The 25121-nt window shown below is 33.3% G+C and carries 21 protein-coding genes, 1 pseudogene and 1 riboswitch; of the genes and pseudogenes, 17 read left to right on the forward strand and 5 right to left on the reverse strand.

Annotated elements, in window-relative coordinates; all coding sequences use genetic code 11:
• Nucleotides 1-16: 16 nt before the first annotated feature.
• From DW006_RS07245 to DW006_RS07255, 3 genes are all read right to left on the reverse strand, one after another.
• Complete coding sequence (locus DW006_RS07245; RefSeq protein ID WP_243002595.1) at nucleotides 17-265, reverse strand: hypothetical protein; 249 nt, start codon at nucleotides 263-265, stop codon at nucleotides 17-19.
• Nucleotides 266-285: 20 nt separating this feature from the next.
• Complete coding sequence (gene gltS, locus DW006_RS07250) at nucleotides 286-1473, reverse strand: sodium/glutamate symporter (RefSeq protein ID WP_117999828.1); 1188 nt, start codon at nucleotides 1471-1473, stop codon at nucleotides 286-288.
• Nucleotides 1474-1540: 67 nt separating this feature from the next.
• Nucleotides 1541-2509 (reverse strand): TAXI family TRAP transporter solute-binding subunit, encoded by a 969-nt coding sequence (locus DW006_RS07255; protein WP_117999694.1) that lies wholly within the window; start codon nucleotides 2507-2509, stop codon nucleotides 1541-1543.
• Between the two features lie 347 nt (nucleotides 2510-2856).
• Between DW006_RS07255 and DW006_RS07260 the strand changes: the two genes are divergently transcribed.
• The 12 genes and pseudogenes from DW006_RS07260 (at nucleotide 2857) to DW006_RS07320 (ending at nucleotide 16563) form a co-directional block, all read left to right on the forward strand.
• Entirely contained in the window at nucleotides 2857-3339 is a 483-nt protein-coding gene (locus DW006_RS07260) for a DUF2798 domain-containing protein (RefSeq protein ID WP_117999695.1), read from the forward strand.
• A 155-nt stretch (nucleotides 3340-3494) separates the two neighbouring features.
• Nucleotides 3495-4211, forward strand: a complete 717-nt coding sequence (locus DW006_RS07265) for a MurR/RpiR family transcriptional regulator (protein ID WP_117999696.1) — start codon at nucleotides 3495-3497, stop codon at nucleotides 4209-4211.
• A gap of 306 nt (nucleotides 4212-4517) precedes the next feature.
• Nucleotides 4518-6377, forward strand: coding sequence for a beta-glucoside-specific PTS transporter subunit IIABC (locus tag DW006_RS07270; RefSeq protein ID WP_117999697.1), 1860 nt, complete (start codon nucleotides 4518-4520; stop codon nucleotides 6375-6377).
• Nucleotides 6378-6393: 16 nt separating this feature from the next.
• Nucleotides 6394-7824, forward strand: a complete 1431-nt coding sequence (locus tag DW006_RS07275) for a 6-phospho-beta-glucosidase (protein ID WP_117999698.1) — start codon at nucleotides 6394-6396, stop codon at nucleotides 7822-7824.
• A gap of 313 nt (nucleotides 7825-8137) precedes the next feature.
• Nucleotides 8138-9091 (forward strand): leucine-rich repeat protein, encoded by a 954-nt coding sequence (locus DW006_RS07280; protein WP_117999699.1) that lies wholly within the window; start codon nucleotides 8138-8140, stop codon nucleotides 9089-9091.
• Nucleotides 9092-9105: 14 nt separating this feature from the next.
• Nucleotides 9106-10191 carry a leucine-rich repeat domain-containing protein gene (locus tag DW006_RS07285; protein ID WP_117999700.1) on the forward strand — a complete coding sequence of 362 codons (1086 nt, stop codon included), beginning with the start codon at nucleotides 9106-9108 and terminating at the stop codon, nucleotides 10189-10191.
• Between the two features lie 475 nt (nucleotides 10192-10666).
• A complete protein-coding gene (locus tag DW006_RS07295; RefSeq protein ID WP_147337640.1) occupies nucleotides 10667-11644 on the forward strand; it encodes an acyltransferase family protein in 978 nt (325 codons plus the stop codon).
• A gap of 54 nt (nucleotides 11645-11698) precedes the next feature.
• Nucleotides 11699-11813: riboswitch (FMN riboswitch) on the forward strand.
• Nucleotides 11814-12150: 337 nt separating this feature from the next.
• A pseudogene (gene ribD / locus DW006_RS07300) lies at nucleotides 12151-13282 on the forward strand (bifunctional diaminohydroxyphosphoribosylaminopyrimidine deaminase/5-amino-6-(5-phosphoribosylamino)uracil reductase RibD).
• Nucleotides 13245-13949: a riboflavin synthase gene (ribE, locus tag DW006_RS07305; protein WP_117999704.1), complete on the forward strand. Its 705-nt coding sequence runs from the start codon at nucleotides 13245-13247 to the stop codon at nucleotides 13947-13949. The pseudogene ribD and the gene ribE (DW006_RS07305) overlap by 38 nt, the downstream one beginning before the upstream one ends.
• 18 nt (nucleotides 13950-13967) lie before the next feature.
• A complete protein-coding gene (locus tag DW006_RS07310; RefSeq protein ID WP_117999705.1) occupies nucleotides 13968-15170 on the forward strand; it encodes a bifunctional 3,4-dihydroxy-2-butanone-4-phosphate synthase/GTP cyclohydrolase II in 1203 nt (400 codons plus the stop codon).
• Between the two features lie 253 nt (nucleotides 15171-15423).
• Nucleotides 15424-15888: a 6,7-dimethyl-8-ribityllumazine synthase gene (ribE, locus tag DW006_RS07315; protein ID WP_022164913.1), complete on the forward strand. Its 465-nt coding sequence runs from the start codon at nucleotides 15424-15426 to the stop codon at nucleotides 15886-15888.
• A 246-nt stretch (nucleotides 15889-16134) separates the two neighbouring features.
• On the forward strand, nucleotides 16135-16563 hold the full coding sequence (locus DW006_RS07320; RefSeq protein WP_022164912.1) for an SseB family protein: 429 nt from the start codon (nucleotides 16135-16137) through the stop codon (nucleotides 16561-16563).
• 274 nt (nucleotides 16564-16837) lie between these two features.
• On the opposite strand, the gene DW006_RS07325 is transcribed toward DW006_RS07320, so the two are convergent.
• Nucleotides 16838-18127, reverse strand: a complete 1290-nt coding sequence (locus DW006_RS07325) for a cytidylate kinase family protein (RefSeq protein ID WP_117999706.1) — start codon at nucleotides 18125-18127, stop codon at nucleotides 16838-16840.
• Nucleotides 18127-18567 carry a MarR family transcriptional regulator gene (locus DW006_RS07330; protein WP_117999707.1) on the reverse strand — a complete coding sequence of 147 codons (441 nt, stop codon included), beginning with the start codon at nucleotides 18565-18567 and terminating at the stop codon, nucleotides 18127-18129. The genes DW006_RS07325 and DW006_RS07330 overlap by 1 nt, the downstream gene beginning before the upstream one ends.
• Nucleotides 18568-18892: 325 nt before the next feature.
• Here DW006_RS07330 and DW006_RS07335 point away from each other — a divergent pair, with 325 nt between their 5' ends.
• From DW006_RS07335 to DW006_RS07365, 5 genes are all read left to right on the forward strand, one after another.
• Nucleotides 18893-19342, forward strand: coding sequence for a flavodoxin (locus DW006_RS07335; protein ID WP_117999708.1), 450 nt, complete (start codon nucleotides 18893-18895; stop codon nucleotides 19340-19342).
• 58 nt (nucleotides 19343-19400) lie between these two features.
• Entirely contained in the window at nucleotides 19401-20519 is a 1119-nt protein-coding gene (locus DW006_RS07340) for a metallophosphoesterase (RefSeq protein ID WP_117999709.1), read from the forward strand.
• A gap of 10 nt (nucleotides 20520-20529) precedes the next feature.
• On the forward strand, nucleotides 20530-21876 hold the full coding sequence (locus tag DW006_RS07345; protein ID WP_117999710.1) for an MATE family efflux transporter: 1347 nt from the start codon (nucleotides 20530-20532) through the stop codon (nucleotides 21874-21876).
• Between the two features lie 459 nt (nucleotides 21877-22335).
• Entirely contained in the window at nucleotides 22336-22797 is a 462-nt protein-coding gene (locus tag DW006_RS07355; RefSeq protein WP_117999711.1) for an Hsp20/alpha crystallin family protein, read from the forward strand.
• Nucleotides 22798-23221: 424 nt separating this feature from the next.
• Nucleotides 23222-25081, forward strand: coding sequence for an ABC-F family ATP-binding cassette domain-containing protein (locus DW006_RS07365; protein WP_117999712.1), 1860 nt, complete (start codon nucleotides 23222-23224; stop codon nucleotides 25079-25081).
• The last annotated feature ends 40 nt before the right edge of the window (nucleotides 25082-25121 follow it).

Consider the following 25121-nt stretch of genomic DNA (forward strand, 5'->3'; position numbering starts at 1 on the left):
GAAATAAGATTTATCGTTATTTATTTTTTATATGAATTTCAGGAATTGCAACTGAATCAAAACTAATTGATGGTTTTTTCTTTTTTGAATCTGTTGACTCATTACCTTCAACTGATTGTGAATCCACTGATTTTTTTACAGTGTTTTCGTTATTTGTATCTGCATTTGCATTGCCCTTGTGAGTTCTGTGTAAGTGAACTTCAGGAATTGCTAAATTATCAAATGACAGGTTAATCTTTCCTTTGTTGTCGTTATCTTTTTTCATGACTTTTTCCTCCGATAAAATTAAACAAAATTAATAAAGAATGTAATAACTAAACTGTTAATAAAGTCTGCAAATAAACTTCCTATTAAAGGAATTAAAAGGTATGCCTTAATTGATGGAGCATATCTGTCGCAAATAGCCTGCATGTTTGCCATGGCATTAGGTGTGGCACCCATACCGAACCCACATGTACCGGCAGATAAAACTGCTGCATCGTAATCTCTTCCCATAACATTGAAAACAACAAAGTATGTGAAAAAGAAAATAAGTACAAGCTGTGCACCTAAAAGAATAATTAAAGGTAGCGCAAGGTCAGCTAATTGCCATAACTTCAAAGTAATCATTGCTATACCTAAAAATAATGAAAGACAAATACCACCAAGGTCATTAATTTCACCCATGTGAATTGTGAATTTTCCTGAGTATTCGCTTAAGTTTCTAATAAGAGCGGCAGCAAGCATTGCACCAATATAAATTGGGAATGTCATACCTGTTTTTGTGAGTAACCAAGAGAAAATAGTTCCAAGACCAACAGCTAAAATAGTTTGGAAAACTGCTGCGGCATACATGTTTGTATGTCTCTCATGCTTGATTTCGTCTTCAACTAACAGGCTGTCATCTTCTGTTGTAACTGTATTCATAAGGTTTTTCTTTTCAATAAGTTTTCTACCAATTGGACCACCAACCAAACTTCCGGCAATAAGACCGAATGTGGCAGCAGCTGTACAAATTGTTGTGGCACCTGAAATGTTGAAATCTTCAAGAACCGGTCCAAAGGCACCGGCAGTACCATGCCCACCAACCATTGGTATAGAACCTGTACACAAACCAATTAATGGATCAAGTCCTAATAATTTTGATACCCCAACGGCCAAACCGTTCTGAAAAATAATAAGTAAAACAACAAGTGCCAGGAAAATTATTAAAGACTTTCCGCCACTTTTTAAAACTTTTAAGTTTGCCTGAAAACCTACAGATGTAAAGAAAAATACCATGCAAACTTCTCTTAAAGTATCGTCAAATGAAAATTCTGCTAAACCTGTTGCATAACAGATGCAGGTGAATATTGCAAAAAGTAAACCACCTACAACCGGTGCAGGAATACAAAATTTTTCAAGAAAATCAATTTTGCTTTTTAAAAATTGTCCAAGTATCAACACTACAACTGCTATGGCAAGTGTCTGATACATATCTAACTGTATATTCATTTTATTCCAATATACTGTAATAACATTCATTATGAAAGTTATTTATCAATATACTTTTCCTTTCTTTTTAATTCTTGTCTTCTGAAGAAACTGTAATTCCTTTTTCCTTATAGTAAGCACAGGCTCCCGGATGGAAAGGAATTGTTATACCCTTTGTAGCATCGCTTTCGTTGAAATCCAAATCAGCCTGTAGTGAATACTGGAAATCTTTTGCGTGCTTAAAAAGAAGGGCTGTTAATTCTTTTACAGTGTCTTCTGACATGTCATCTCTGGCTAACAATACTGACTTAACACAAAGTGTTGAAACATCTTTGGTTTGGCCTGTATATGTATTGGCTGGAATAGTAAATGAATCATAAAATTTGTAAGATGCTTTTAGCTTCTTGGTACACTTGCTGTCAATATCAATAAAGCGGATACTGGCATGTTTTGCAAGCTCCTCAACAACAGTTGTCTGCACACCTGAAGTACAGAAGAAAGCATCTATCTCACCATCTTCTAATTGTTTTGCCGCATCTGTGTAATCAAGATTTTTTGTTTTTACTAAATTATTATCCCACAAACCGCTGGCTTTAAGAATTTGTGTGGCATTTAATTCCGTACCTGACTCAGAAGCACCGATACTTACTGTTTTGTCTTGTAAATCATCAAGGGTTTTAATTGAAGACTTATCAAGGACTACAATCTGGCAGGCTTCTTTGTACAGACCGGCAATTGCTGAATAGCCGTTGTATTTCTTGCCGTTAAATTCTGGTGTTCCATAGTAGGCATCATCAATTAAATCCATCTGTGAAATACCTACATCAATATAGTTTTTTGACAAAAGACGTAAGTTAGCTGCTGAACCGGCAGTAGTCTTAACGTCAAATTTTAGCTTGTCGTTTTCTTTTGTTGCAAGCTCCGTAAAAGCCGTACTGAAAGAATAGTACATGCCACCAAGTCCTGCAGCACCAAAACGAATAGTGCTATCCCCGAAACCACAACCTGTAAGAGTTATGGTTACAAGGGTTAAAATAATGCATAATAATTTTTTCAAAATCGTTACTCCTTGTTCTTTAGTAGTGACTTAAAAATCATCAGAAATATTTAACATAAAGCAAGAAAACATATTCGTGTTTGTTTAAAATACTTACTGAATATAATCGTTTATTATATAGAAGTTTCTGAATTATATAAGTACATTAATATTTTACACTATAATAGGAAAAAATTCAAAAAAGTCAGTTGACAACAAAAAATTATTATGCTAACTTTTTGCGGTAAAAAATAATTAAAAAGTAGTGAAATCAAGGCAGGTAATTACAAATAATTAAACTGTGGAAAATCCCCCCCCGAAGCCTGAAACGGCTCCTGAAATAAGCTACAGAGTTTAAGGAGAAAAAAATGCCACATAATAAGAGAGAAAGTTTGATTTTTACAGTCATGATGTGTTTTACAATGGTGTTTGTTATGAGTATTTATAACGTATCACTTAATATGGGAGGCTTGTCAGCAGCGTCGATAAAGGAAGCCTGGTTGGGATTTCCAATTGCTTATATTTTTGCAATGTGTTGTGACTGGTTTGTTGTTTCAGGATTAGCAAAGGGTTTTGCCTTTAAGTTTCTTGTAAAGCCAGGTGATGGCCCATTAAAAACAACAATTTGTGTGTCAGTTTCAATGGTCGTACCTATGGTAATTATCATGTCATTATACGGAGCTGTAGAGGTTTCAGTTACTACAGGTCAGTGGTCAAATGTATTATTTATATGGTTACATAACATACCATTTAACTTTATAATGGCATTGCCGTTACAGTTAATCGTAGCAGGAACATTAGTAAGAAAAGTTTTCAGAACAGTTTTCCCTGAAGGAAAAGTTCTGGCATAAACGTAAAAAAGTATCCAATTAAAAAATAATATTCAAATTCAAATTTTAAAATTTAGTATTTATATGAAGAAGTTGTAGTTAAACATCCCATATACATTCGGTTTATGGTATAATATAAAATTGGTGCGATTAATTAGATTGTAAAGAGGTACAATATGTTTAATTACGAAATTCTTAAGTCGTTTAATGATATGGAGATGCTGGTTTATGACTACATTATGAAGAACAAAAATGTAGTAAAATACATGACTGTAAGAGAGTTAGCTGATGAGGTTCATGTATCAACAGCCACTGTTATGCGTTTTTGCAGAAAAGCAGGTTTTGATGGATATTCTGAATTTAAAGTGAAATTCAAAATGTATCTTGAAGAAGAGACAAAGAAAAACAAAAAGAACAACGAAGATGTAAAGGAGATACAGGAGTATTTTTATAAAATAGGTTCCGGCATACATCAAAAGGAATTGGATGAAATTGCCCAGGTTGTAAGACAGGCTGACCAGGTTATTTTTATTGGACTTGGTACGTCCGGTATCCTTGGAAAATACGGTGCAAGATTCTTCTCAAATTTGAGAAAATTCAGTCAGTACATAGAGGATCCATATTTTCCTATTATGGAAGGCATAAAGAATGCGGTTGTAATTGCACTTTCCGTTTCAGGAGAAACAGAACAGATAGTTCAAATGGCAAATGATTTTAAAAAGAACAAATGTAAAATAATCAGTATTACAAATAAGGGAACATCAACCTTATCAAATCTTTCTGATTATAATTTGACCTATTATGTTACGGACCATGAACATGGTAATCATGTTAATACAACAACCCAGATACCTGTCATTTATTTGATAGAGGCAATTGGAAGAAGGCTGTAGATTTTATCAAATAAAGACAAAAGATAGAAGGCTGTAGATTTTATCAAAAGAAAACAAAAGATAGAAAGCAGACAAATCATATTATTTAAACGAAAATCATGAGAAAAATAGGAGCACAATCGTAGAAATTAAATAAATGAAAATTAATCAAGGATATGTTACAAGGTGTTACGGCTTTGTAACATATTTTTTTCGTCCTCATACGTTACATAAAACGCAGATTTGTAGAAATAAAAATCTTGTATGATAAAATATTCTTAGTTGATAAAGAATTGACGGAAATATAGAAGAGAAGGAGAGAAAAACATGGCAATCGATTATCACAAGACAGCTATGGAGCTGTTAAAAGAACTTGGCGGTAATGACAACATTACCAATGTAACTCATTGTGCTACAAGACTTAGATTTATACTTAAAGACGAATCAATAGTAAACAAAGACAAAGTAGCAAAAATTCCAGGAGTAATTACTACAGTACAGGCTGGGGGACAGTTTCAGGTAGTAATTGGAAATCATGTAAAGGACGCTTACGAGCACATGATTAAGATGGTTACAATTGATGAGGAAGCAGCAAAAGGAACCGGAAACAAAAAAGTAGGTATAGTAAGTAGAATTATTGATGTAATTTCTGCAATATTTGCTCCATTTTTATACACATTAGCAGCATGTGGTATTCTTCAGGGTATCTTAGGTGTTTTAGTTGCATTAAATGCAATTGATACAGCAGGTGGTACATATCAGATTCTAAACTTTATCTCATGGACAGCATTTACATTTTTACCTGTACTTATAGCAGTTACAGCGTCAAAGAAATTTGGTGTTAATACATTTATTGCATTAGTTATTGCCTGTGCACTTGTTTGCCCGGATTACATTGCAATGGTTAATGCAGCAAAACCTGTTTACTTTTTAGGCATGAAAGTACAGCTTTTAAGCTATACATCATCAGTAATCCCAATTATTTTATCAATTTGGATTGCATCATACGTACAGAAATTTTTCGATAAATATTTACCAATCGTTATTAGAAACTTATTTACACCAATGTTTACAATAGCAATTATGGTTCCACTTACTTTATTAGCATTTGGACCAATTGGAAATACAATCGGTGGAGCAATTGGTGGTATTTACAATACATTATACAATTTAAGCCCTATAGTTGCCGGACTTGTAGTAGGTGGCTTATGGGAAGTTCTTGTAATTTTCGGTGTTCACTGGGGAATTACACCTGTAACAGTAGGAAACTACGCAAACTTAGGTTATGACACATTTACAGGACTTCAGGCATCAGCCGTATTTTCACAGGCAGGTGCAACATTTGGAGTTTTCCTTAAGACAAAAAATAAAGACATGAAGGGTGTTTCAGCATCAGCAGCAATTACAGGACTTTTCGGTATTACAGAACCTGCAATTTATGGTGTCAATTTAAGATTAAAGAAACCAATGATTTGTGGCTGTATTGCCGGTGCAGTTGGTGGTGCTATTGGTGGAGCTTTCCATGCAGTGTCATGGAGCTACAATATGCCTGGTATTGCTACATTACCTGCTTACTTTAAGGCTGGCCATTTAACACCATTTATCGGCTTGGTAATTTCAATTGTTGTAGCATTCGTACTTGGTGCAGTGCTTACATACATTGTTGGTTTTGAAGATGAAGCAGATGATGAAACAAAGGAAATTGAAACATCAAATGAAACAACAGAAACAAATGGTGAGGCTACAAGTGAATTTGTAGCACCTGTAACAGGAAATGTTATTCCTGTAAATCAGGTAAAAGACGAAGCTTTTGCTTCAGAAGCAATGGGAAAAGGTGTAGGAATTGAACCTGAAAATGGAAAAGTATATGCACCTTTTGATGGTAATGTTGACGCAGTATTTCCAACAGGCCATTTAGTAGGCTTATCAGATGGAAATGGTGCAGAAGTATTAATTCACATTGGTGTTGATACAGTAAAGCTTGAAGGAAAAGGTTTTACAACTTATGTTTCACAGGGAGATAAAGTCAAGAAAGGTGACTTACTTGTGGAATTTGACGTGGAACTTCTTAAGAAAGAAGGCTACGATACAACAGTTATGTTTATAACAACTGATACATCAAAGGATGTTCAGGTTTTATCAGGAAGAAAGGAAGCTGTTAAGGATATTGCATTTTTAACAGTATAATTGAGAGGAGTTGGATATGGGCGTGTTACCAAAAGATTTTTTATGGGGTGGAGCTGTTGCCGCGCACCAGGTAGAAGGTGGATGGAATAAAGGAGGCAAAGGCGTAAGTATAGCCGATGTTTTAACAGCCGGAGCTCATGGTGTAGATAGGAAAATCACAGATGGAGTACAAGATGGATATTATTATCCAAATCATGAAGCAGTAGATTTTTACGGGCACTATAAGGAAGACATAAAGTTATTTGCTGAAATGGGATTCAAGTGTTTTCGTACTTCAATTGCCTGGACAAGAATTTTCCCAAATGGGGATGATGAACAGGCAAATGAAGAAGGATTAAAATTCTATGACAATCTTTTTGATGAACTACTAAAATACGGAATTGAGCCGGTGGTAACACTATCTCATTTCGAAATGCCATATCATCTTGTGAAAGAGTACGGGGGCTGGAAAAATCGAAAAGTTATCGATTTTTTTGTAAAGTACTCACTAACCGTTATGGAAAGATATAAAAACAAAGTAAAATATTGGATGACTTTTAACGAAATTAATAACCAGAAGAACTATGAGTATCCACTTTTCGGATATACTTGCTCAGGTGTGATTTTCAATAATGAAAAGCATCCTGAAGAATGTATGTATCAGGTGGTACATCACGAATTAGTGGCAAGTGCCATGGTAGTAAAAGAAGGACATAAAATTAATCCTGATTTTAAGATTGGCTGTATGATGGCGTGCGTTCCATTATATCCATATTCATGTAAACCGGAAGATATGATGTATTCAGTTGAAGCAATGCATGACCGCTATCTATTTGGTGATGTTCATGTAAGAGGCGAATACCCATCTTATGTATGGCCTGAGTGGAAAAAGAAAAACATTCACGTTCAAATGGAAGAAGGAGACAGGGAGATATTAAAAGAAGGTACTGTTGACTTTGTAGGATTAAGTTACTATATGACAAATGCTGTAAAAGCCGACCATGTTGCAGATGGAAATGGTGTAGATGGCTTCCCTGGAAGCGTTCCAAATCCTTATGTAAAAACAAGTGATTGGGGCTGGCAGATTGATCCAATTGGACTTAGATATGCACTTAATTTGTTATATGAAAGATATCAGGTGCCACTATTTATTGTGGAAAATGGATTTGGCGCAATTGATACTGTAAATGAAGACGGAACAATCGATGATGATTACAGAATAGCTTACTTAAAAGCTCACATTGAAGAAATGAAAAAAGCTGTAATTGACGATGGGGTAGAACTTATGGGGTACACACCATGGGGCTGTATTGACTGTGTTTCATTTACAACAGGAGAAATGAAAAAACGTTACGGATTTATCTATGTTGACAAAGATAATGAAGGTAATGGCACACTAAAACGAAGCAAAAAGAAGTCATTTGACTGGTACAAAAAGGTAATAGCTTCCAATGGTGAAGAATTATAATAAAACATAGTAGTAATCGAAGGGACTGTACTTTAACAGCTTGAAAATGTTAAGGCACAGTCTTTTTTTTTACCTTTTTATTTGCTAAACTTTTAATTTGCTAATGCAATAAATAGTAAAAATCCTACGTTTAAAAGTATATAGATAAAATAATGTGAAAACTCTTGCACCGTTATTTGAATTAATTAAAAAAAATGTATAATGTAAATAGAGTATGAAGTAATTAAAACAATGTAGAACAATTTAAGCGAAGAAAAGATTACTTACATATTTAGCAAGTAATCTTTTCTTTTTTCTCAAAGGAGGTTTTTTTATGAAACAAAAACTATGTAAAGTAACAATGATATTTAGTATATTGGTAACAACAATATTATTTGGGATTAGTGTTAGTGCAAATGATAATATTACTAATATTGAAGATGTAAAAGGACATGGAACATCATACGATAAGATTTATATTGATGAAAATTATCGTGGTGATGCAGTGTACAACACAAAATACCAATATGTAGATTGTAAAAAAGAGTTTGTAGTGGCAGAAGGAAATTCAAAATATAAGGCTATAGACGGGGTGCTTTATTCAAAAGATGGAAAGATTTTATATTATTTTCCAAGAAGTAAATCACAGTCATACAAGTTAATTACAAGTGCCGAAGTTATAGAAAATAAGGCTTTTTATAATTGTACATCATTGAAAAAGATTGATTTAAATAAAGCAAAAAAAATAAATTCTAATGGAATTTCACAATGCAAAAATCTAAAAGAGATTGTGTCAAATAATATTAGCAGAATTGAAGAACAGGGTATAAATAATACCGCAATAAAGCAAATAAAGTTAAATCAGAAGGCAAAGCTGGATATACGTGCTGTAGACAGCAATATTTTAATAAAAACTAATAAAAAATTTAAAGAAATAAAGCCATATGTATATAGCTGTAATAGATGGTATAAGATTTCAAAAGCAAAAGGCTATGATGTTAAGAGCGTAATATATAGTGGATTTAAACCAAAAGACAAGAAAATTGTAAGGGCAAAAACATCAAAAAATGTCTATGACAAGAAAATAAGAAAAAAAGTTTTAAATAAATTTAGAGAATTAAATTACGACTTTAGATATGACAAAAATTTAAAAATAGATTTTTTTTCGGAGTATAAGCACTATTTTATAAAAACAAAGGTAAGGGCCTATAAATACATAAAGAATAAAAAAGTGTATACAAAGTGGAGTGATTATATGGTTTATGATTCATGGCATGATGCAGATTAAAGGAGGAGAAAGTTATGAAAAAATTCTTACTAATATTATTAGCGTTTACTATGTGTTTTCAGGTAAATATTGTAGGTGCCAGCGAGAATACAGGCGGTGAAGTGAGCATAGATAAAATTCAGCATGGCTCAGATTACAGAGTAATAACAATAGACAAAAATTATACCGGAAGTATAGATGAAATTTGGCATTGGACAATGAATAGCATTGAAAGTGTAAATGTTGATAAAGACAATCCTAAGTATATGTCAGAAGATGGAATTTTATTTTCAAAAGACAAAAAGACTATACTTTATTATCCAAGACAAAAGAATATTGGTGGTAGCTATACCATCCCTGAAACAGTTGAGAAAATAGCGGAACATGCATTTAATAATGCACAGTTGAAAACTATCAAAATGGAAGACAACATTACTTCAATAGGTACTTATGCATTTGCCGGTTGCGGAGTTGTAGATATAACGGTTCCTAAGAAAGTTAAAGTGATAGCAGAACATGCATTTGCAGGAAGTTACATAAAGAATATCGACTTAAATAATGTAAACAAAATAAAAGACTATGCATTTTCAGAATGTAATTATCTAACAAAAATCAATTTAAAAAATGTTAAAGATGTTGGAAAAGAGGCTTTTGCAAACTGTGGCAAACTTAAGACAGTTAAAGGTCCTAAAGTAAAAAACATTGGAAAAAATGCTTTCTACACAGCCAAAGTAAAGAAAATTTATTTGCCCAATTCAGTGAAAATGGCTGAAAGAGCATTGAATACTGTTACAAAAATAAGCTACACTAAATCTTTTAAAAAGATAAAGCCTTATATGTTATATCCATTTACTTGGAATGATGTTGACACAGCTAAAGGTTATCAGGTAAAAATAACTATTAGTAGTAAAAAGAATAAAAAAATCAAAAAGACTTTTGTGGAGAAAACTAAAAAAAGTTACATTCCAAGTTATGGTAAACTTGACAGAAAAATGGGCAAGTTTGTAAGCAAAAATAAAATTGCACCTAAAGACGTAAAAAGCATATTCCAATATAGAGCGTATAGAAAAAAAGGTGGCAAGACATTGTACACAAAATGGAGCAATGTTGTGAAATTATAAAGATAGCTTATAAAGAGAGTGTATTAATAACTAATAATATAAATTTTAAATTTATATTGATAATTAGAAGCTCTGGAAATGTATTTCCAGAGCTTTGTTATATAATAAGAAATTCCTTCAAAATTTCTTATTATATAAAAAACGTTCCACTATGGATGCCCACTCGCGCGAAAGGAAAAATGTTGCTAAAGCAACACGCACTCGGTGCGTAGAATGTCGTAAGCGACATCCTTTCTTGTAGAAATTTGAAATTTGGTGTTATTAGCTGGTGTTTCGAAGAATTTATTGAACATAGACTATTGTGTGTTATAATTAAAGATAATTGTCAAAATTTAGGAGGGAAGAGCGAAAAATGGAAATAAAAAAAATGAGAAAATCAAATATCGAGTTGTTGAGAATTGTTTTGATTATAATGGTAATAGCACATCATTAGGTGGTAAATTCCGGTATAAAAGCGTTCTTTACACCAGCTAAAATGTCAGCAAAAATGATAGGGATAGAAATATTCGGATGTGGTGGAAAGATTGCTATTGATGGCTTTATAATCATAACAGGTTTTTTTATGTGTAAACAATCAGTCACATTATTAAAGTGGTGTAATTTGGTTGTGAAATATGCTTTTTACTTTCTGGTAATTAATGGGGCTTTTCTGATTGCAGGATATTATCCTTTAGGAAAATATAATCTGTTGTATGGATTTGTTCCTTTTATAAAAAACTATGGAACAGGATATGATAGTTTTGTAGCTTTATATTTGGCATTATTTTTGTTGATTCCTTTTATTAATAAGCTTATAAATGCTATGAATAAAAAGGAAATGATTATATTACTATCTATTTTAATAGCATTATATTCTATTTTTAGCACGTTCTTTTTTCAGATAGACAGTGAGGGATATTTATTTGTTAGAGACAATTTTGAAGGATTGGGATGGTACATTACAGTATATTTAATTGGAGCTTTTATAAGAAAATATGGTAACAAAAAATGGGATAATTTTAGAGTGGGATTAGTAGGCACAATTATTTCTGCTGTAGTAATATGTATTAGCATCTATGTGTTTAATTACACAATGAAAATTGATATATATCATTTTGTCATTGGAGCTAATAAATTTATGGCTATTACAATGGCAATTATGTTATTTATCTTATTTAAGAACATAAATATTAAAAATAGCAAAATAATTAATACATTGTCAAAAACAACATTCGGTATTTTATTGATACATGCTAACAGTGACACGATGAGATACTTTTTATGGAATGATATTATCAAGTGTCCGGAAAAGTATTTGGAAGGTGGAGCAATGTTAATAGTGAGTGCAATCACAAGTGTTATTTTGATTTTTATTGTATGTGCGTGCATAGACATTATATGTGAAAAATTTTTGAATAAGGTAGTAATGAGCAAATTAAAGAATATAAAAATATTAAACAAGGAATTGTATTAAAAAATAAAGTTGACATTTAGATATATGTAGAGTATAGTCTTAAATGAAAATTGAATAAATCTTCAGGGCAGGGTGCGATTCCCTACCGGTGGTAAAGCCCACGAGCCGGAAGGCATGATTCGGTGAAACTCCGAAGCCGACAGTAAAGTCTGGATGAAAGAAGATATGGAATAAATTTAAAATTTATATTGATAGTTATATGCTCTGGAAAGATATTTCCAGAGCTTTTTTTGAATAATAATATGTTTGGCAGATATGTTCAAAATTAGTAATTATCATATAGCAAATTTAAAATGAAATAATGTTAATAATTACTTCAATAATTTACTTAAATGTTAATCAGTATTAACAGGAATTGATTAGATAACATAGATTGAAAAAAGCCCTGAGCATATGCTCAGGGCTTTTTATGTAATAAGAAAATAGTTGCAGACGGGCACGCACTCAGCGCAAAGAATGTCACAAGCGACAATCTTCATTATTTACACAAAATCAGGAGGTGAAAAATGAATTCTGAATATTATATGAGAATGGCACTGGATTTAGCAAAAAAAGGAATGGGTTATACATCACCGAATCCAATGGTAGGTGCCGTTATTGTGAAAAATGGAAAAGTTATTGGCAAAGGCTACCACCACAAGTATGGTGATTTGCATGGGGAAAGAGATGCTCTTGCAAACGCCACTGATGATGTGACGGGAGCTACCATGTATGTTACATTGGAGCCTTGTTGCCACAAAGGAAAACAGCCACCATGTGTGGAGGCAATTATTCAGGCTGGTATAAAGAAAGTTTGTGTAGGTTCAGATGATCCTAATCCATTAGTAGCAGGCAAAGGAATTAAGATTTTACAGGATAATGGAATAGAAGTTGAACCCCATATTTTAAAAGAAGAATGTGACAGTTTAAATAAAGTTTTTTTCCACTATATTCAAACAAAAACACCGTATGTAATTTTAAAATATGCAATGACTATTGATGGGAAAATTGCTACTTACACAGGAGAGTCTAAGTGGATTACAGGGGAAAAAGCCAGAGAGCATGTACATAATAATAGACATAGATACAGTGGAATTATGGTAGGGGTTAAAACAGTGTTGGAAGATAATCCAATGCTTACCTGCAGAATCCCTGAAGGTGTAAATCCAACAAGAATTATATGTGATACTAATTTAAGAACACCTATTGAATCGAATATTGTACAGTCAGCAAAAGATATTCAAACAATAATTGCAACGGGAAATGTTGAAGAAGAAAAGGTGAAAATTTATGAAGAGCTAGGATGCAAAATTCTTCAGCTACCTGATGAAAATGGCAAAGTAAGTTTGGAAAGCCTGATGAAAAAATTAGGGGAGATGAATATTGACAGTGTCATTGTTGAAGGTGGTGGAACTCTTAACTGGTCAATGGTATCCAAGGGACTTGTTAATAAAACAGAAATTTACATTGCACCTAAAATTTTTGGCGGGAAAGATGCCAAGACACCGGTTGAAGGACAGGGATTTAAGTTGCCAGCCGAAAGCTTAAAACTTGAAAAAAGTAAGGTCAGCATTCTTGGTGAAGATATTTTAATTGAAAGTTACATAAAGGAGTGAGGCTAATGTTTACAGGAATTATAGAGGAAATGGGGACTGTTAAAACCATAAGAAAATCTGCCAACTCAGCAATATTAACTATTGGCGCTACAAAAGTTTTAGAAGAAACAAAAATTGGTGACAGCATTGCAGTAAATGGAATCTGCTTAACGGTAACTGAAATAGGAAGTCAGTTTTTCAAAGCTGATGTAATGCATGAAACTTTGAGACGTTCATCTTTAAATAATCTGAAAACCGGCAGTAGGGTAAATTTAGAAAGAGCAATGGCTGCTAATGGACGATTTGGTGGTCACATAGTTTCAGGTCATGTGGATGGTGTAGGCACAATTGCAAAAATAGAAAAAGACGATAATGCAATTTGGTATACCATTAAGACAGCCCCTACAATACTTAAATATATCGTAGAAAAAGGTTCCATAACAATAGACGGAATCAGCCTTACTGTTGCAAAAGTGAGTAATGAGAATTTCGCAATCTCAGCAATTCCACATACAGTTCAGGTAACGATTTTAAAAGATAAAAAAGTTGGTGATGTTGTTAATTTGGAAAATGACATTATTGGAAAATATGTGGAACGGTTGATTAGCTTTGGCGGAGGTGTGGTTGAGTGTCATAATCAATCATTAAAAAATAATGAGTCATCAGACAATAAGCAAACAAAAAGCCATTCAGGAATAACTATGGAGTTTTTAAGTAAGCATGGTTTTTGATAGAAAGAGAGGTAGAAAATGTATCAGTTTAATACAGTAGAAGAAGCTTTAGAAGAATTAAAAAATGGAAAAATTATTTTAGTAACAGATGATCCTGACAGAGAAAATGAAGGAGATTTTATATGTGCAGCAGAGTTTGCCACAACTAAAAATATTAATTTTATGGCAACTTATGGAAAGGGACTTATTTGTATGCCAATGTCAAAGGAGTATGTGGAAAAACTTAGAATTCCTCAAATGGTTACAAATAATACAGATAATCATGAAACAGCTTTTACAGTTTCAATTGATGCGGTAGATACAACAACAGGAATTTCAGCAGCAGAACGTTCAATTACAGCTATGAAGTGTGTTGACGAAAATGCAAAACCGGAAGATTTCAGAAGACCGGGACATATGTTTCCACTTTTGGCAAAAGATAATGGCGTGTTAGAAAGAAACGGCCACACAGAAGCCACAGTGGATTTGTGCAGATTGGCAGGTCTAAAGGAATGTGGACTTTGCTGTGAAATTATGCGTGAAGACGGCACAATGATGAGAACTAAAGAATTAGTTCAGTTGGCTAAGGATATGAATATCAAAATGATTAGCATTAAAGATTTACAGCACTACAGAAAAGTACACGAAAAATTAGTGGATAGAGTGACAGTTACAAAAATGCCAACAAAATATGGTGAGTTTACAGCATATGGATATGTAAATAAATTAAACGGTGAACACCATATTGCGTTAGTAAAAGGTGATATTGGAGATGGTAAAGACGTTCTTTGCAGAGTTCATTCAGAATGTCTTACAGGTGATACTTTTGGTTCCCTTAGATGTGACTGTGGACAGCAGTTTGCTGCCGCAATGACTCAAATTGAAAAAGAAGGCAGAGGAATTTTACTTTATATGCGACAGGAAGGTAGAGGCATTGGCTTGATAAATAAATTAAAAGCATACGAGCTTCAGGAAAAAGGCATGGATACTTTGGAAGCAAATTTAGCATTAGGATTCAAAGGAGACGAGCGAGAATACTATATCGGCGCTCAGATACTAAGAGATTTAGGCGTAAAAGATTTGAAACTTTTAACAAATAATCCTGACAAAGTATACCAGTTAGAAGAATTTGGAATGGAAATATCTAAACGAGTTCCAATTCAAATGGACGCAACAGAATATGACTTATATTACTTAAAAACAAAACAATACAAAATGGGACATATTCTCCAGTACAAATAATAAAAGAGAAGATTAATAAATAATCAAAGACAAAAATAAATAAGTAAAAACAACAACTAAAAATATTCTCTGCACAGCTAAAGACTTTATAAGAAAGTGCTGTGGAGCCGTCGGTCCATAAAGGCAGCGTAGTCGGCTTTATAGGACCGCTACGAGCGGAACGCAGCGGGAGCGTGCTTTCGATAAAGTATTTAGCTGGGCAGAGAATAGGGGATAGTGTTGACATATTAAGATATGAAAGGTAGGAAAGAAAATGAATATTTTAGAAGGAAAAGTAGTAGCAGAAGGCATGAAAGTTGGAATTGTAGTGGCAAGGTTTAATGAGTTCATTACATCAAAATTGCTTAGTGGAGCAATTGACGGTTTGGTAAGACATGATGTAAACGAAGATGATGTAGACGTTGCATGGGTGCCAGGTGCTTTTGAAATTCCACTTGTTGCATCAAAAATGGCAAAAAGCAGAAAATATGATGCTGTAATTTGTTTAGGAGCTGTTATTAGAGGAAGCACAAGTCACTATGATTATGTTTGCAATGAAGTATCAAAAGGTATTGCAGCAGTTTCAATGGAAAATGATATACCTGTAATGTTTGGTGTAATTACTACAGAAAATATTGAACAGGCAATTGAACGTTCAGGAAGCAAGGCTGGAAACAAAGGATACGAGTGTGCACTTGGCGCTATTGAAATGGTAAATCTAATTAGAAAAATAAAATAATATTAATTTACAAATTTAAAAAATTGCATAAAATAATTACAACCTAAATGCAAAATAGTGAGATTTTCTGCTGAAAAAAACATCTGTTGGTGGTATACTAATCATAATAAAAAAGTATGATTTAAATTTTAACCAGGATTTAATTTTAAACAATAATGTTGCAAAAATATTGGATTTTATCGGATTCAAATTTAAATAGCAAAGGTAAATTTCGGAAGAAATGAAAGTACAAAGGGGTGAAATTTTATGCACAGGGACAATGAAAAAATCGATGCAGGGTTAAAAGAAAACTACAGAATCGAGGAAGCTATTGAGGCACTACAAAAAGAAAGCAGCTATGAAATGTTGGCACATACTCTTACGGTTATTCGTAGAACAATGACAAAGAAAGCACAGATGATTATAGCTGTGGAGCCACCAAGGGGAGATAATCAGATAAGATTACAGGTTGTGGAAACTCCTGATGGCAAGAAATGGTGGGCAGCGTTTACAAGTTTTGATGAGGAAATGAAAGGTGGAAATCAGGTAATGTCCACATTCCTTGCAGACATGGATCAATTGTTGAAATCATCTTTAAGTGCAAATGATATTGAAGGTGTAATTTTTAATCCATGGAACAAAACAATAATGCTAAATAAGAAATTAATTAATATTGTATTAGGAAACATTGTGTAAAACAGGACAGGTTGTTGATTTATTATAAATGAAAAGATAACAGAATAGGTTGTTAATCTGTTATAAATGAAAATAAGAAAATAGGTCAGGTTGTTAATTCATAAATGGGAAGAATACAATAGATAAAAAACAAGCAGTCATAAATTACTAAAATGGTACGAATACTTAACCATTATTGTTAGTAGTTTATGAATGCTTGTTGTTTAAAAATATAATTACACTAGCAAACACGCATTTGACCTGTAAGTTAGTAAATTATATTCTTTATAATTTTTTATTCTATATTCATTTTCTTTTGGAAAAGAGTTTTAATAATTTGTGCTGTTTCATCAACGCCAAAGTCATCGGACTTAATACACAAATCATAGTTTTTAACATTACCCCAGTCTGTTTTAGTAAAATATTTACAGTGAACAGCACGTTCATGGTTTACTTTTTTAACTTTAGCCTTAGCAGCCTTTTCTGAAATGTTATCACGAGCTGAAACTCTGGCTATTTCAGCGGCAGTATCAGCACTGATGAATACATGGTATGCAGTAGGCAGTTCTTTTAACATGTAATTGGCAAGTCGACCAACAATAATGCATGGACCTTTCTGTGAAATCTCACGTATAAGTTCAGATTCTTTAATAAAAAGCTGATTTACTTTAGGTAGTTCTGTTTCTTCCAGTGGCTCGCCATACCAGGCAAAGAAATCATGGAGAACAGGATTTTTAAGAACCTGTTCATTTTTCTCTACAAATTCAGGTGAGTAACCACTTTTTTCAGCAACAAGTCGTATGAGTTCTGAGTCATAGTAATCAAAACCAAGCTGTTTTGCCAAAATCTTACCAATTTCTCTACCACCACTTCCAAATTCTCGTGAAATGGTAATTACATAATTTGAAGTAAATTCATCATCGGATACAGCGGCTTCGTCGGTTTTACCAAGTAATTTATCACGCTGTTTACCGAAAGCACGATTAACAACACCTACTAATGTACCAACTAAGATGGCAGCAATAATTGTACCTATACCAACACTGCCAAGGCTATGTAATGCACCAAGACATGTAACGGCTGATACTACAACCATTGTACAGTCGAAACCAATTTTTACTTTTGAAAATTCAATACGGGTAACAGAAGAAACAGCCTGCATACAGCCCTCTCCTGCAAGTGGAATCAAATCTGCCGGTAAATATAGAAAAATACCAAATGCCACAAATACAGTGCTTAAAAGTACCATAAAAATACGAATTGCTAAATTCTCAGGTGTTGGAAGAAAAGATACCATATAGTTACAAAAAGTTGTAAAGTATCCAAATACTACGCCAACAGGAACCTGTAATAACTGCACCGGTTTAAAATTTTTTCTAAGTAGTAAAATCTGAAGAATTACCAGTATGATGTGGAAAAGAATAGTTGCCTTTCCCATTTCGATACCCCATACACAGGTAATAGTGTAAGGAATAGAACTAACAGGTGATACACCAAGATTAGATTTTACGGAAAGTGCAATACCAATAGTCATTATAAAAAGTCCAATAAAATACATTGGTATTCTGATTTTTAAATGTTTCATTAATTCAAGCCTTCTTTCTTTTTAGTATTTGCCATATTTTCATATACGCGATAGAGCATATTATGTAACTGATTTGTTTCTGCTTCAGTAAAACCTTTTAATGCATCTGTTTCGATTTTTGCAAATTCAAGGTTTAGACGGTCAGCGTATTTTTTCCCGGTTTTTGTAAGGTATACATGAAGTGAGCGGCGATTATTGCCTGCTGTTTTTCTTTCAATATATCCCTTTTTTTCCATACCGTTTAAAATAGATGTTAAAGATGCCGGTTCAATGTGACAGAACATGGCAATATCTTTTTGAATAGCCCCATCATGGTGAAGCAAGTAGTCAAGTATTTTCGGTTGCCCGGGAGTTAGCCCGGTGTCTTTTACACTTGCAACCAAAGCTTTTTGTACCATTAGATGATCAGACATCAATAGGTAGTGAAGTGTTTCCTGCATAGTAACCTCCTTAATTAGAAATCTAATTGTTAGAAACCTAACTAAATATAAACGACGAGTTAAAATTTGTCAAATGAGAGAACTGGGAACAAGTGTGCATCCTATGAGATAGAGAAAAATGAGTACACATTCATAGTAGAACAGTTTTGTGCAACAGAATTATGGAAGAATGTTTATTCCATAAAAAATGTTTACAAATAAGATACACAAAAGGCATATCCATATATGTATAATAGGTATTAGACATGGTAAAGAAGTCAGTGTTATATTGAATATGGTGTGGGATTAGGTTTTGATAGAATCAATCAAAGAAGGAGTGATACATATGAGTAAAGTATTAGTAACATATTTTAGTGCAAGCGGAGTAACAGCAAAAACAGCTAATAAGTTAGCAAAAGAGGTAGATGGTGATGTATTTGAAATTGAGCCAAAGGAAAAATACACATCAGCAGATTTAAATTGGATGGATAAGAAAAGTCGTAGTTCTGTAGAAATGAATGATCCTGCAAGCAGACCTGAAATTGCAAAGCAGGTTGAAAATATGGACATGTATGATACAGTATTAGTTGGATTCCCAATTTGGTGGTATGTTGAACCAAAGATTATTGATACATTTTTAGACAGCTATGATTTTTCAGGTAAGACAGTAATACCATTTGCTACATCAGGTGGAAGTGGAATCGAAAATGTAGAAAAGAACTTACAAAAAGAATACCCTAATATTAATTGGGGAAAAGGAAAGTTATTAAACGGAAGCGTTAAGGCTTGGTTTTAATTGCCAAGGTTAAAAATATTTATGCAATATGGTTAAACTATAAAAGGATGAAGAATTTATGATTTTTATTTGGATTGTGCTTCCAATTATTGCAATTGGAGTGGTAATATTTTACCTTTTTAGAAAAATTTACAGAGCAGTTGATTTCTGCAAAGGCGAAATGAAAAAGTCTAAAAAGAACATAGCAGCAATAGTTGGTACGGTATTAATTTTAACACCGGCAGTTGCATTGAAAGGAACTTGGTTTTTTGTTCTTTTACATTTGGCAGCATTCCTGCTTATCATAGATCTAATAATGTGGATTGGAAAAAAAGTGAGAAAGAATGATGACATGCCGAAGGCTGTGAGCTTTTTACATAGAACAGGCATAGTCGCAATAGCTCTTACAGTGGCAATTTTAACATACGGATATTTTAATATTTTTAATGTTATATCCACAAATTATACTGTTACTACAGAGAAGAATATTAGAAGTGAAGGCTATAAGCTGGCATTGATTTCAGACCTTCATTATGGAATAACTTTAAATAAGGAGCAGTTGGAAAAAGTTGTTGAGAGAATAAATAAAGAAAGTCCTGACATTGTTATTTTGGATGGTGACCTTGTTGATGAAAGTACCACGTTACCACAAATGAAAGAGGCATTTAAGACTTTAAGTGGTATACATAATAAATACGGAATTTATTATGTTTACGGAAATCATGACAAAAATAATTATACATCAAAACCATATTACACACCAAAAGCATTAGCAGAAGAGATAACAAAAGATGGAATCACAATTTTGGAAGACAATGTTGAAAAAATAAACAATGATTTAGTGCTTGTTGGAAGAGCTGACAGAGGCGATGGAAATTTCATTAGAAAGAACATAACTGCCTTGACTAAAGGGCTGGATAAAAATAAGCAATGGATTGTTTTAGACCATCAGCCATGTGAATATAGTGAAGTGAAGAAAGCCGGTGGCGATATTATTTTATCAGGTCATACACATGCAGGTCAGATTTTACCAATAGGCTTAATTTCGCCAATGTTACATATGAATGATTTGAATTATGGTTATGTGAAGGAAGGTAATTTAAACGAAATAGTCACATCAGGAATTGCAGGTTGGGGCTATCCAATAAGAACTGAAAAGCATTCGGAGTATGTGATTATAAATATAAAAAATAAATAAGGAACACATAATGGCAAAGAACATAGATTTAACAAAAGGTAATATTTCAAAAGGCTTGTGGGCGTTTGCAATCCCATTGATGCTTGGAAATGTAATGCAACAGTTTTACAACTTAGCCGATACATGGGTAGTGGGAAGATTCATTGGCAACACTGCTTTAGCAGCGGTTGGTTCGTCATATACGTTAATGACGTTTCTAACATCCATTATTATGGGGTTATCATTGGGAAGTAGCACATTTATTTCAATGGCATTTGGAAACAAAGATAATAGAACAATTAGAAACGGAATTGTTATATCTTCAGAAATTACCTGTGGTCTGACAATAATACTGATAATAATTTCATACATTTTTTTAGATAAAATTATAAAGGCTTTAAATGTGCCAGATAACACATTTGCTGATATGCGGACATATTTGTTTTATGTATTTATAGGATTTTTTGCAACGTATATTTACAACGATTGTTCCAACCTGTTAAGGGCAGTTGGCAATTCTGTAACACCTTTAATTTTTCTTGGCGTTTCAGTGGTGTTAAATATAATACTCGATTTATATTTTGTAATTGGACTTGGCATGGGAATAATGGGAGCAGCAGTTGCTACGGTAATTTCCCAGTATGTTGCAGGGCTTGGGATATTGACATATTACATAATCAAATATCCGGAGTACAGGGTCAGAAAAGAAGATTTCAGGTGGAGCAAAAGTAATTTCAAAAACATTTTGTCACTTTCAGGTTACACCTGTATTCAGCAGTCAGTAATGAATCTGGGCATACTTATGGTTCAGGGAATAGTTAATGGATTTGGACAAAATGTAATGGCGGCATTTGCGGTGGCGGTGAAAATTGATACCATTGCCTATATGCCGGCACAGGATTTTGGAAATGCCTTTTCTGTTTTTGTAGCCCAAAATTATGGTGCCAATCAAAAGCAGCGAATTAAAGAAGGCGTAAAAAAAGCAGGTATTAGTGTAGTCCTATTTTGCCTGGGAATAAGTGCTTTGGTATTTATATTTGCAAGACCACTTATGTCAATATTTGTAAGCAGTAAGAGTGCAGCAGTTATAAGTACGGGAGTGACTTATTTAAGAATAGAAGGTGCCTTTTATGTAGGAATTGGAATTTTATTTATGCTTTACGGTTTTTATAGGGCTATAAATAAGCCATTAATGTCAGTAATTCTTACAATAATTTCTCTTGGAACACGAGTTGTTTTAGCATATTATTTATCAAAAATACCGGTTATAGGAGTAATTGGTATTTGGGTAGCCATACCAATTGGTTGGTTTTTATCGGATTTGACGGGCATATTAGGATACAAATTTATTAATAAAAGCACTGGGAAACCCTTATAAAATGGGCGTTCCGGTGCTTTTGCTTATGCCTATAACGCAAAGGATTATGGGGCAGATGGAAGTGGAAATAATGATTCAAGATGGTCATCAAATTTTGCAGATGATGCATGGCTTATAATTGACCTTGAGAAAACATACATGATTAACAAGGTTATAATTAATTGGGAAGCAGCATATGGAAAGGCGTATGACATTTTAGTGTCAGTTTACGGAAAATAGACTCACAGGCTGAAAGCACAAATTGGAAAGTTCACAAAAAATTCACAAAAAAATTAGCACTCACCTCTTGACAGTGCTAACAAAAAGGACTATAACATAATTGTACAAAGAAAAAGGTACAAAGATAAATACAAAAAGGCTAAAAGGTCTCAACGTGATGGCGCACAACAAATTAGTCGCTACGCTGTAGCGCATGACAAATTAAGTTTTAGTTATGTAATATGGAAGGAGAGATGACTTATGATGATGCCTAGTATTTTTGGAGAAAACTTATTTGATGACTTTATGGATGATTTTTCAAGAGGCTTTGAATTCCCAGAGTTCCCAGATGTTGACAAGAAATTGTATGGTAAACATGCTAAAAATTTAATGAAGACTGATGTTAAGGACACAGAGAATGGCTATGAAGTTTCTATGGATCTTCCAGGATTCAAAAAAGACGAAATAAAGATGAAACTTGAAAATGGTGTATTAACAATTAATGCAGCTAAAGGATTAGACAAGGACGAGAAAGATAAGAAGGGTAAATATGTAAGACGTGAACGTTATGCAGGTAGCCTAACAAGAAGTTTCTATGTTGGTGATCATGTAACTGTTCAGGATGTTCATCCTAAATATGAAAACGGAATTTTGTCTTTCACAGTTCCAAAAGAAAACAAACAGGTTGAAGAAAAAGAAAAATTTATAGAAATTGAAGGATAAATAAATTCTTCATATGGTTGTTTAGAGAATAAGCAATAAATGAAAAAACCTAGGACTACAATAATGTGTCCTAGGTTTTTTTGTGCTCCGTATGTTTGTGGACAACATACAGGGCACAGTAGAGTGTATGAATTAAAAGCTATTTATTTTTATTCCATAATTTTTCTGCAACAGGTTTCCAATGTTCAGAGTACTTATCACATTTAGAACATAAATGTTCCGCAGTTTCAGGTGACTGTAAATCAGTTGAATGGGCACCTGAAGAATTTATCAAAAATCATACAACTGTCTAAATATTTCCCAGCATAAAATTAAGCTAAAACGGTTCTGTTTATTGTTACGGTTTTCTACATATGTGTTATACTAATAGCAAAAAAGTTTAGTGAATTATAGACAACAAAAATTTTATGAAAAGAGGCATTAAGTGAATATTTTATCATTAGAAAACATTACACATTCATATACAGAAAGGAAATTATTTGATGACGCAAGCTTTTACCTTCATGAAGGCGAAAAAGTCGGAATCATTGGCATAAATGGGACAGGAAAATCAACACTGCTAAAAATTATGGCAGGCTTAGAAGTACCTGACAGTGGAAATGTCATAAAGGCATCTAATTTGATGATACATTATCTGCCACAGAACCCGAAGTTTAATGAAGACGACACAGTAATTGAAAGTGTGCAGAATATGGTACATCATCATGCAAACGAAGACGAGTTAGTTAAGGCAAAAGCCATGATGACAAGACTTGGTATAAATAATTTTGAACAAAAAACAGGTGAATTGTCCGGTGGTCAAAGAAAAAGACTTGCTTTAGTTTCTGTGCTTATTACACCTTGCGATATTTTAATTCTAGACGAGCCTACAAACCATTTAGACAGTGAAATGGCAGAGTGGTTGGAAAATCAGTTGCGCGCATTTAAAGGGGCCTTAGTTATGGTAACTCATGACAGATATTTTTTAGATAGCGTTACTAATAGAATTATCGAGTTAGACAAAGGAAAAATTTACAGCTATAACGAAAAGTATTCTGGATTTTTACAGCGTAAGGCAGAAAGAGAAGACAGTCAGAAGGCAAGTGAACGCAAAAGACAAAGTATTCTCCGCAAGGAGATTCAGTGGATGCAGCGTGGCGCAAGAGCAAGGTCCACAAAGCAAAAAGCTCATATACAGCGCTATGAAAATCTTAAGAATCAAAAAGGAATAGTTGAAGATGATAAAATTGAATTAAGCAGTATTAAATCAAGGATGGGAAAAACTACCATTGAACTTGATAAAGTTTCAAAAAATTATGGGCAGGATAATATTTTAATTAAAGAGTTTTCTTATAATTTTTTAAAAGGTGACAGAGTAGGATTTGTAGGAAAAAATGGTTGTGGTAAAACAACTTTAATGAAAATTATAGATGGTAGAATTAAACCTGACAGTGGAACTGTAACAATTGGACAGACTATCAAAATCGGCTACTATACACAGGAAATTGAGACAGACCAACAAGGTGGAATTGCTTACATGGATCCACAGGAAAAAGTTATTGATTACATAAAAAACACAGCGGAATTTGTTCGTACAGAGGATGGACTTGTATCGGCATCGGCAATGCTTGAAAGATTTCTATTTCCATCATCTCAACAGTATAGCAAAATAGAAAAATTGTCCGGTGGAGAAAGACGAAGACTTAACCTTTTAAGGGTACTTATGGAGGCACCTAACGTACTTATTTTAGATGAACCTACAAATGATTTAGATATTGAAACAATGACAATATTAGAAGATTATTTGGATAGTTTTGATGGCATTGTAATTACAGTATCCCATGATAGATATTTTCTTGATAGAGTGGTGAGAAGAATTTTCGCATTTGAGGGAAATGGAGTAATTAGTCAGTATGAAGGTGGTTATACAGACTATATTAATAAGAAGAAAGCTGAAAAAGAGTTAGCTAATAGTAACCAAAGTCTGCCTGAACAAAAAAAATGGGGAAGTGGTAAAGAAAACAAGTTATCCGGTAATGAAAAAAAGGAATCTTATAAACATAAAAATAAAAAATTAAAATTTTCTTACAATGAGCAAAGAGAGTATGAAACAATAGAAGAGGATATTGCAAAACTGGAAGAAAAGTTGGAAAACCTTGATATGGAAATGAACAAAAATGCAACCAATTCTGTAAAATTAAGAGAATTACTGGAAGAAAAGGAAGCTGCGGAAATGCTGTTGATGGAAAAAATGGATCGTTGGGAATATTTGGAAGAGTTAGCAAAAAAAATTGAAAATCAGTAGTAAAGGAATATATGTTAAACGATGAATCGTGGAAAATTGC

It is taken from the genome of Eubacterium sp. AF36-5BH, from assembly GCF_003460505.1.
In the GTDB taxonomy this organism is placed as follows: domain Bacteria; phylum Bacillota; class Clostridia; order Lachnospirales; family Lachnospiraceae; genus Eubacterium_G.

What these genes read in the sequence shown, in the direction of transcription:
- DW006_RS07330 (WP_117999707.1), bottom strand. Translation starts at nt 18,567, where the DNA reads ATGCAGGAAACACTTCACTACCTATTGATGTCTGATCATCTAATGGTA.
- DW006_RS07275 (WP_117999698.1), top strand. Translation starts at nt 6,394, where the DNA reads ATGGGCGTGTTACCAAAAGATTTTTTATGGGGTGGAGCTGTTGCCGCG.
- DW006_RS07245 (WP_243002595.1), bottom strand. Translation starts at nt 265, where the DNA reads ATGAAAAAAGATAACGACAACAAAGGAAAGATTAACCTGTCATTTGAT.
- DW006_RS07285 (WP_117999700.1), top strand. Translation starts at nt 9,106, where the DNA reads ATGAAAAAATTCTTACTAATATTATTAGCGTTTACTATGTGTTTTCAG.
- gltS (WP_117999828.1), bottom strand. Translation starts at nt 1,473, where the DNA reads ATGAATATACAGTTAGATATGTATCAGACACTTGCCATAGCAGTTGTA.
- DW006_RS07335 (WP_117999708.1), top strand. Translation starts at nt 18,893, where the DNA reads ATGAGTAAAGTATTAGTAACATATTTTAGTGCAAGCGGAGTAACAGCA.
- DW006_RS07355 (WP_117999711.1), top strand. Translation starts at nt 22,336, where the DNA reads ATGATGATGCCTAGTATTTTTGGAGAAAACTTATTTGATGACTTTATG.
- DW006_RS07260 (WP_117999695.1), top strand. Translation starts at nt 2,857, where the DNA reads ATGCCACATAATAAGAGAGAAAGTTTGATTTTTACAGTCATGATGTGT.
- DW006_RS07320 (WP_022164912.1), top strand. Translation starts at nt 16,135, where the DNA reads ATGCACAGGGACAATGAAAAAATCGATGCAGGGTTAAAAGAAAACTAC.
- DW006_RS07345 (WP_117999710.1), top strand. Translation starts at nt 20,530, where the DNA reads ATGGCAAAGAACATAGATTTAACAAAAGGTAATATTTCAAAAGGCTTG.
- DW006_RS07265 (WP_117999696.1), top strand. Translation starts at nt 3,495, where the DNA reads ATGTTTAATTACGAAATTCTTAAGTCGTTTAATGATATGGAGATGCTG.
- DW006_RS07280 (WP_117999699.1), top strand. Translation starts at nt 8,138, where the DNA reads ATGAAACAAAAACTATGTAAAGTAACAATGATATTTAGTATATTGGTA.
- DW006_RS07340 (WP_117999709.1), top strand. Translation starts at nt 19,401, where the DNA reads ATGATTTTTATTTGGATTGTGCTTCCAATTATTGCAATTGGAGTGGTA.
- ribE (WP_117999704.1), top strand. Translation starts at nt 13,245, where the DNA reads ATGTTTACAGGAATTATAGAGGAAATGGGGACTGTTAAAACCATAAGA.
- ribE (WP_022164913.1), top strand. Translation starts at nt 15,424, where the DNA reads ATGAATATTTTAGAAGGAAAAGTAGTAGCAGAAGGCATGAAAGTTGGA.
- DW006_RS07310 (WP_117999705.1), top strand. Translation starts at nt 13,968, where the DNA reads ATGTATCAGTTTAATACAGTAGAAGAAGCTTTAGAAGAATTAAAAAAT.
- DW006_RS07295 (WP_147337640.1), top strand. Translation starts at nt 10,667, where the DNA reads ATGTCAGCAAAAATGATAGGGATAGAAATATTCGGATGTGGTGGAAAG.
- DW006_RS07270 (WP_117999697.1), top strand. Translation starts at nt 4,518, where the DNA reads ATGGCAATCGATTATCACAAGACAGCTATGGAGCTGTTAAAAGAACTT.
- DW006_RS07325 (WP_117999706.1), bottom strand. Translation starts at nt 18,127, where the DNA reads ATGAAACATTTAAAAATCAGAATACCAATGTATTTTATTGGACTTTTT.